Below are 7389 nucleotides of genomic sequence, written 5' to 3'. Positions count from 1 at the left end.
ATGGCCGAGCCCCGCTTCCGCGACCACATCCCGCTGATGATCGGCGGCAGCGGCGAGAAGAAGACAATCCCGTTGGCAGCCAAGCACTTCGACCATCTCAACATCATTGCCGGCTTTGACGACCTCCCAGCCAAGGTCAAGGCAGCCAGGCAACGATGCGAGGACATCGGCCGCGACCCCGCCACTCTGGAGACCAGCCAGCTCATCACGGTGATCGTCGACGACAAGGCGACCATCGACCAGATTCCCGAAGACCGGCGCCAACGCGCGGCGGTCGGCAGTCCCGAGGCGATCGCCGAACAGATCAAGGCCAAAGTGTTCGATGCCGGTGTCGGCGGGATCATCTTCAACATGCCGAGCTATACCCCCGGGGCTGTCGCAGCAATTGCCGAAGCACTGAAACCACTGCTCCCCAAGTAGTTTTGGACGGTGAACTGGTTCAAGCGCCGTAGCATCATTCGCGGCAGATACCGGGTGACGGCCGTCACCGAAATGCCGTCGCACGGCACACTGGTCGTCAACGGCACGCCCCTGCGCCGCTCGTCGTCTCCGGCCTACTCGACGCCGAGGGCATTGCACCCCAGGCGGTCTCGTATCAACTGCGGGCCGGCCTCGACCGAACTCCCGCGGTGGGCGAGATGCTCTCAGCATCCATCAAGAGCGTCGGTCCGCCGCTCGACGTGACCGTGCACCGGGGCACTCCTGACGAGCAGAGGCTGCAGTCTGCTGCTCAGGGCGCGAGCCAAGCCGAGGTGCTGGCCGAGCTGATGCGGTCGGGGTGCGCGACCCACGCGCCGGGCGAGGCTGACTCGTTGAGCATCGCCGTCACCGATCTCGACGTGGTCGACAAGCTCGCCCGGCAACTCGGTTCGACACTGGGGACGCCGATCTCATTGGACATCGATCTCGACGGCGTGCACAAGACCGGACGTGCCGGCGGGGGTGGCCACCTGTCATCGGCGGAGGCGGCCGAGTTGCTCCGCAGTGGGACGCCCGCCACCGCCACCATCACCGGAGCCACCCGAGTCGCGTTACCCGCCGCGATGCTCCCGGGGGCCGAGGCGTCGTTGTGGGACCTCGAACTCGTCGTACACCGCGCCGACGCCACCAGCTATCCCGCCCGAACCCGCACGGCGTTCCGCACCGAGGCCCGCCGCAGCGTCCTCGGCGCAGTCGGCCTGGTGATTCCGGTCCGCATCGATCCCGACGACGATTCGCGCGTCGCCGTAGACGGCGACGCCTATGACGCCGGCCACCCGGGAGCGCCGCCGCGGCTGTGATCACGCTGGCTTGACCGCCAGCCATTTCCGAAGCCCCCTGGCGGCCATCGCACCCATCACGAGATACCACTGCGTCGACGGCCGGTCTGGGTGCTAGCCGGTATGTCAGGTGGTGCCTTTTCCGCCACCGAGAGGGCGGCTAGCAGCGATGACCCACGCGGGGCGGTCAACGATTCTGGTTAGGCACCAACTGACTTCAATCCGATCCATTCGGCAGCGACGGCGAACCAGAGGAGCCAGACATGACCACGATCGACATCAACGACCACAATGCGGTGCCGACCATCGACGGCGAGGAGGGTGCCACCGTGCTGGGGCCGGACAACGTGGCCATCGGAGCCCAGAACCCCGGCGCGCCGAGGACGGATTCCGGCAGCATGCCGAACCTGAAGTGGTCGTTCGCCGCATCCCATAATCGGCTGCTCGACGGAGGCTGGGCGCGTGAGACCACGGTTCGCGAGCTGCCGGTCGCGACGACGCTGGCCGGGGTGAACATGCGCCTCAAGGCAGGCGCCTACCGGGAACTGCACTGGCACCGCGAGGCCGAGTGGGCGTTCATGCTCGCCGGCAGTGCCCGCATCGCGGCCATCGATCCGCAGGGCCGCAGCTTCATCGACGATATCGGCCGCGGCGATCTGTGGAACTTCCGCTCCGGATTCCCCCACTCGATCCAGGCTCTCGAAGACTGCGAGTTCCTGCTGGTCTTCGACGACGGGAACTTCTCCGAGAACGAGACCTTCCTCGTCACCGACTGGTTCGCCCACACGCCGAAGCACGTGCTGGCCAAGAACTTCGCGGTTCCGGAGTCCGCATTCGACAACATCCCCACCGCAGGCGACATCGAACACAGCCGCTATATCTTTCCTGGCGACGTTCCCGGCGCGCTCGTCGATGACATCGCCGCCGTGCAGTCGCCCAAAGGGACCGCCGAACGCATGAGCCACCGCATGCTCGCCCAGGATCCGATCGAGGTCCCCGGCGGCAGTGTTCGCATCACCGATTCGAAGAACTTCCCCTCCGCCTCCACCATCGCCGCGGCCTGGGTCGAACTCCAACCCGGAGCTCTGCGCGAAATGCACTGGCACCCCAACAACGACGAATGGCAATACTGGATCTCCGGGCACGCCCGCATGACCGTGTTCGGGTCCAGCGGCAAAGCCAGAACCTTCGACTTCTACCCCGGCGATGTCGGCTATGTCCCGAAGGCCATGGGCCATTACTTCGAAGCTGTCGGCGACGAGCCGGTACAGATGCTCGAACTGTTCCGCAGCGACCACTTCGAAGACGTCTCCGCCAACCAATGGCTGGGCTTGACACCGCAATCCGTCGTCGGCGCCACGCTGAACCTCGACCGCGCAACCATGAACGCCCTGCGCAAAGACAAGCCGCTCATCATGCCGAATGGGCACCAGGAGCCCTGATGCACCACAGGTCCGGCTGTGGCGCCGAGCGCACGAGACGTCGCCGATTTTTCGTCGACCGATTGATGGCGCCAACTCCGGGTACCTGATCGGCGCTGCCGGGCTGAGCACGGCGAAATCCCTTGTAGCCAATTTATATCCACCTCCAGGAAAGGTGCAGTCTCGTGAACACAATCGGCGCTCAAGCCGTCCGGAGCGCGCAAAAAGTCGTCGACGTCCTAACCTCGCAAGGTGTTCGCTACATTTTCGGTGTACCGGGCGCCAAGATCGATGCGGTGTACGACGCTCTTGTCGACGGCGGCCCACAACTGGTCGTGTGCCGCCACGAACAGAACGCGGCATTCATGGCAGGGGCGATCGGAAGGCTGACCGGCACAACAGGTGTCGTGCTCGTCACCTCCGGGCCGGGTACCACGAACCTGGCCACCGGGTTGCTCACCGCCAATACGGAGCAGGACCCGGTGGTGGCGTTATGCGGGGCCGTGCGCCGCGAGGACAGACTCAAGCGGACCCACCAGTCGATGGACGCCGCAGCCTTCCTCAAGACCGTCACCAAGTTCACCGGCGAAGTCAACGACGCCGACAATGCGGCCGAAGCCACAGTCAACGCCTTCCGTGCCGCCATGTCCGAGCCCCGCGGCGCGGCCGCGGTGGTGTTGCCCGCCGACGTCCAGGCCACCGTCACCTCAGCTGCGATCACCCAACGTCTGCCGGTACCGGAGCTCGGACCCGCACCGGACGAGGCCATCCGGCGGGCGGTCGACCTGATCCGCCGCGCAAAGCGGCCGGCACTGCTGGTCGGCGTGCGCGGCGCCGAGCCCGCCAGTTGCCAGGCGCTACGCGGATTGGTCTCCGCGACAGGGCTTCCCGTCGTAGAGACATTCCAAGCCGCCGGCGTCGTCTCTCGCGAGCTCGAGGACCGATACCTGGGCCGCGTCGGTCTGTTCCGCAATCAGCCCGGCGACCTCGTCGTCGCGGACGCCGACGTCCTCATCACGATCGGATACGACGCCGTCGAATACGACCCAGTGTTGTGGAACCTCGACGCCAACCGGACGATCGTGCACATCGACTCCGTGCCCGCCGATGTCGATAACAACTATCAGCCGAGCATCGAGCTGCGCGGCGATATCGCAGCCACGGTCGCCGCCGTCACCACGGGACTCGGCGACCTGACCATCGCCGCCGAGTTCGAGCGCGAAATCAGCCGCCATCGAGACACTTTGGCGAATATCGATGCTGCCGCGCGCGAGACTCCACCGACCGGGGCGGGCCTCAACCCCGCCGCAGTGGTGCTACGGCTGCGAGAAGAGCTCGACGACGATGCCACTGTTGCCTGTGACATCGGATCGGTCTACATCTACATGGCGCGCCACTTCCGCACCTACCAACCACGGCGACTGTTGTTCTCGAACGGGCAGCAGACACTCGGTGTCGCCCTGCCATGGGCCATGGCAGCCAGTCTGGTCCGCCCGGGGACACATGTGGTGTCGATATCGGGTGATGGCGGTTTCCTGTTCTCCGCGCAGGAACTCGAAACCGCCACCCGCCTGGGCCTGACGTTCACCCACATCATCCTGCGGGACAACACCTATGACATGGTGGGCTTCCAGGAGGTCCTCAAATATGGCCGCAAGTCCGGCGTCCGACTCGCCGACTATGACATCGTCAGCTATGCCGCCGCGTTCGGAGCCCACGGGCACCGGGTCGACACACTTGACGAGTTCACCTCGACCCTGCGGCAGGCGCTGGCGGAAAAAGGCCCATCCATCATCGACGTGCCGGTGGACTATAGCCACAACACCGATCTCGCCGCGCACCTGCCCGACGATCCCTTCGAGTAGGACAGAGCCGCAACGATGACCAGAAGCGAAGCCCACACCAGGTTCCGGCGGTGGGCGGAGAGCCTGATCGCCCATCACCGCACCGCGACCGAGACCACCGACCCACCGGCCGCGGAGGTCTATCAGGTCTCGACGATCAGCGCCTTGCTCGACGGTGTGTACGACGGTGCAGAAACCATTGGGGAATTACTGCGCCACGGCAACTTTGGGCTCGGCACTTTCAACCATCTCGACGGCGAGATGGTGATCCTGGATGGCCGGTGCTACCACTTGCGCGCTGACGGGACGGCCACGCCGGCATCCGCCACGGACCGGACTCCCTTTGCCGCGGTGATGCCGTTCAGACCGGACGTCGAGATCGCCATCGAAGGCGCTACGACACGGGCCGACCTGCTGCGCAGGATCGATGCCAAACTGGTCAGTGCCAACCTCGTCCATGGGATTCGCATCGAGGGGCGGTTCGCATCGGTACGCACGCGGACGGTGATGGCGCAATCGAAACCGTATCCGCCGCTCACCGAAGCCACCGCCGGCCAAGCCGAGGCCAGTTTCGAGCAGGTGACGGGAACACTGGTCGGCTTCCGCACCCCCGACTTCGAGCAAGGTATCTCCGTAGCCGGATATCATCTGCACTTTCTCGACAGTGCCTTCACCCACGGCGGACATGCTCTGGACTTCGTACTCGACAGCGGTCTGGTGGCCGTCAGCCAGGCATCGGACCTGCACCTGCACCTACCGACAACGGGCCCGTTCCTGCAGGCGAACCTTGCCGCCGCCGACCTTTCCGAGCAGATCGATCGCTCCGAAGGCGGCACCCACTCGTAGGCGATTTCGCGCTATTCACGAGAAACCATCACGCTCACATCCAGCACTACTTCGACAGCGCGGCAAGTGATCTCGCGAGGCCGAGCAGGTGTTGGCGAGTAAGGTCTTCGGCGGTTCCTGGTTGACGTTGGAGAATGGCGTTGACGACAGCGGTGTGTTCGTCGGCGTCGTGTTGATCGATGAGCATCAACGTGTTCAGCTCGGTCATGCTGGCGACGAGACGTTCACGCATGCTGTCGAACAGCGACAGCAAAAGACTGTTGTGCGAGGCGGCGACGATTCGCCGGTGCAGTGCGATGTCGGCGGCGGCCAGGCTGTCTGCAGCACCACCGACCAAGGCGTTGCGTTCGGAGAGCGCGGCAGCGATCGCGGTGGCGTCGTCATCGTCATGGGATTGTGCAGCCAGCGCGGCTGCGCGCGTTTCGATAGCCACCCGGACCTGGACAACCTCGGTGATCGCTGACACTTGGGCCAGGTGATCCCAGGGTTGGCGAGCAGTCGTAGCCGTCAGGAAGGCGCCGACGCCTTGGTGGGTACTGAGGACTCCGCGAGCCGCGAGGAGTCGGATCGCTTCACGGATCGTCGATCGTCCTACGTGCAACTCGGCAGCAAGGGCCATCTCCCCAGGGAGCTGATCACCGATCTGCCATCGTCCGCCGCCGATCTCGGCCAGCAGAGCGTTGGCGGCCTTCTCCGACAGCGGAACGCGAGTAATTGCCTCCACCGCCGAATGTCACCCCTCGTTCATGTGCTTGCCTGACGACTCTAACGGCATTCGCTGCTCAGTTCTGGTTCCTGCTCGGGCCCGAAACATGCGGTAGAGCTCGCGTCCTGCTACCAGGAGCGCGAACACGGCGAAGACGATGCCGAGGACCCGCGCGTCCAGCGCCAGGGCCACCAACACGCCCGCGATCGCCCCCGGCAACGCACCGATGTTCAGTACCGCGGCAAGGCGTTTGTCCGCCGTGCCTTGTCGGACGTGCACGATGGTGCCGACAACGGCGTTCGGGAAGAACATCAGTAGCGACGTGCCCTCGGCTGTCGGCAGGTCTGCCCCGAACAGCACCATCAGCACGGGGACGGCCAACAGCCCTCCGCCCAGGCCCATTCCTGCTGCCCACGCTCCGATGAAGAAGCCGAGGGCCAGTGAGACAGGACCGGTGAACCACAGATTGGCGACCACCGACGCCGGCACGATGGTCGCGCCGCTCAGAGACCCCACACCGGCCGCATCCAATAGCAGTTTGGCCCCGGTGACCAGCAAGATCACCACGAACAACCAACGCAACACCTGGTGCGGGATCCGCAGGATGAGCTTTGCGCCCAGAAACGCCCCCGCTGTCGCCCCAACGACCAACCCCAGCCCGGCGCGCAGGTCGACGGCGCCCCCCGCCAGGGCAAAGGTAGCCGCGCCGACACCGGTCACGGCGATGTTGGCAGCGCCTGCCGTCCCGTGCAGCGACGGTCTCGACAGCGCGGTCAACCTTTCCAAGGCGGGGACATAAAACACTCCGCTTCCGCCGCCGAGCAAGCCGCCGATCACCCCGCCGGTGAAGCCAATCCCCAGTACGGACCTGGTCCTGACGGTTGCGATCGACCCTGTCGTTCCTGGCGCACCGGTTTTCACCGTCGTATTGCGCCTTCTCTTCCGAATTTCCACCACGAGAACATAGCACTTGTCAGACAAGTACACATCTGACGTGATTCTCTCCCCTGGTAAGCGCGTCTGGGAGGTGGGTTACCTACGCACGCCGACCTGGTCGATGGTGCATCCGACGCCGCTCGCACGCGCCGGCAAGAAATCGTTGCGGCCTCGACACCAGACTGCGTGAGCCTCAAAGAGGCTGCGTAACAGAATGATTCAGCGCCTCGTACAGCGGGTAGTCGACGTGCAGCCGCGGTGGCCGATGCACTCACACGCAGGTTCGCGCCCTTTCAGCACGAGGGGGTGCCCGTCCGGCCACCGCGGCCTATAACCGCCTCGGCGGGTGACCCCACGGCGCGCCGTACACCGACCAG

At 65.2% G+C, this 7389-nt stretch carries 7 protein-coding genes; 5 read left to right on the top strand and 2 right to left on the bottom strand.

Translation table 11 applies throughout. The features are described from left to right. The 5 genes from H7J73_RS33230 to budA all read left to right on the top strand — a co-directional run. On the top strand, positions 1–420 hold a 420-nt coding region (locus H7J73_RS33230), incomplete at its 5' end, for an LLM class flavin-dependent oxidoreductase (RefSeq protein WP_435405625.1). Positions 421–638: 218 nt separating this feature from the next. Further along, on the top strand, positions 639–1280 hold the full coding sequence (locus tag H7J73_RS33225) for a hypothetical protein (RefSeq protein WP_264072109.1): 642 nt from the start codon (positions 639–641) through the stop codon (positions 1278–1280). A gap of 242 nt (positions 1281–1522) precedes the next feature. Then, positions 1523–2701: a cupin domain-containing protein gene (locus tag H7J73_RS33220; protein WP_276032070.1), complete on the top strand. Its 1179-nt coding sequence runs from the start codon at positions 1523–1525 to the stop codon at positions 2699–2701. Between the two features lie 164 nt (positions 2702–2865). Beyond that, positions 2866–4545, top strand: a complete 1680-nt coding sequence (alsS, locus tag H7J73_RS33215; protein ID WP_264072108.1) for an acetolactate synthase AlsS — start codon at positions 2866–2868, stop codon at positions 4543–4545. Positions 4546–4560: 15 nt separating this feature from the next. Continuing rightward, positions 4561–5370, top strand: coding sequence for an acetolactate decarboxylase (budA, locus tag H7J73_RS33210; protein WP_264072107.1), 810 nt, complete (start codon positions 4561–4563; stop codon positions 5368–5370). Between the two features lie 46 nt (positions 5371–5416). On the opposite strand, the gene H7J73_RS33205 is transcribed toward budA, so the two are convergent. After that, positions 5417–6094: a FadR/GntR family transcriptional regulator gene (locus tag H7J73_RS33205; protein WP_264072106.1), complete on the bottom strand. Its 678-nt coding sequence runs from the start codon at positions 6092–6094 to the stop codon at positions 5417–5419. Positions 6095–6103: 9 nt separating this feature from the next. After that, entirely contained in the window at positions 6104–7030 is a 927-nt protein-coding gene (locus tag H7J73_RS33200; RefSeq protein WP_264072105.1) for a sulfite exporter TauE/SafE family protein, read from the bottom strand. Positions 7031–7389: the final 359 nt, after the last annotated feature.

It is taken from the genome of Mycolicibacterium komossense (assembly GCF_025822605.1).
In the GTDB taxonomy this organism is placed as follows: domain Bacteria; phylum Actinomycetota; class Actinomycetes; order Mycobacteriales; family Mycobacteriaceae; genus Mycobacterium; species Mycobacterium komossense.
This window is presented reverse-complemented; position numbering and strand designations above follow the sequence as displayed.

Coding starts and splice junctions, on each gene's coding strand:
- budA (WP_264072107.1), top strand. CDS start 4,561: ATGACCAGAAGCGAAGCCCACACCAGGTTCCGGCGGTGGGCGGAGAGC.
- H7J73_RS33225 (WP_264072109.1), top strand. CDS start 639: ATGCTCTCAGCATCCATCAAGAGCGTCGGTCCGCCGCTCGACGTGACC.
- H7J73_RS33220 (WP_276032070.1), top strand. CDS start 1,523: ATGACCACGATCGACATCAACGACCACAATGCGGTGCCGACCATCGAC.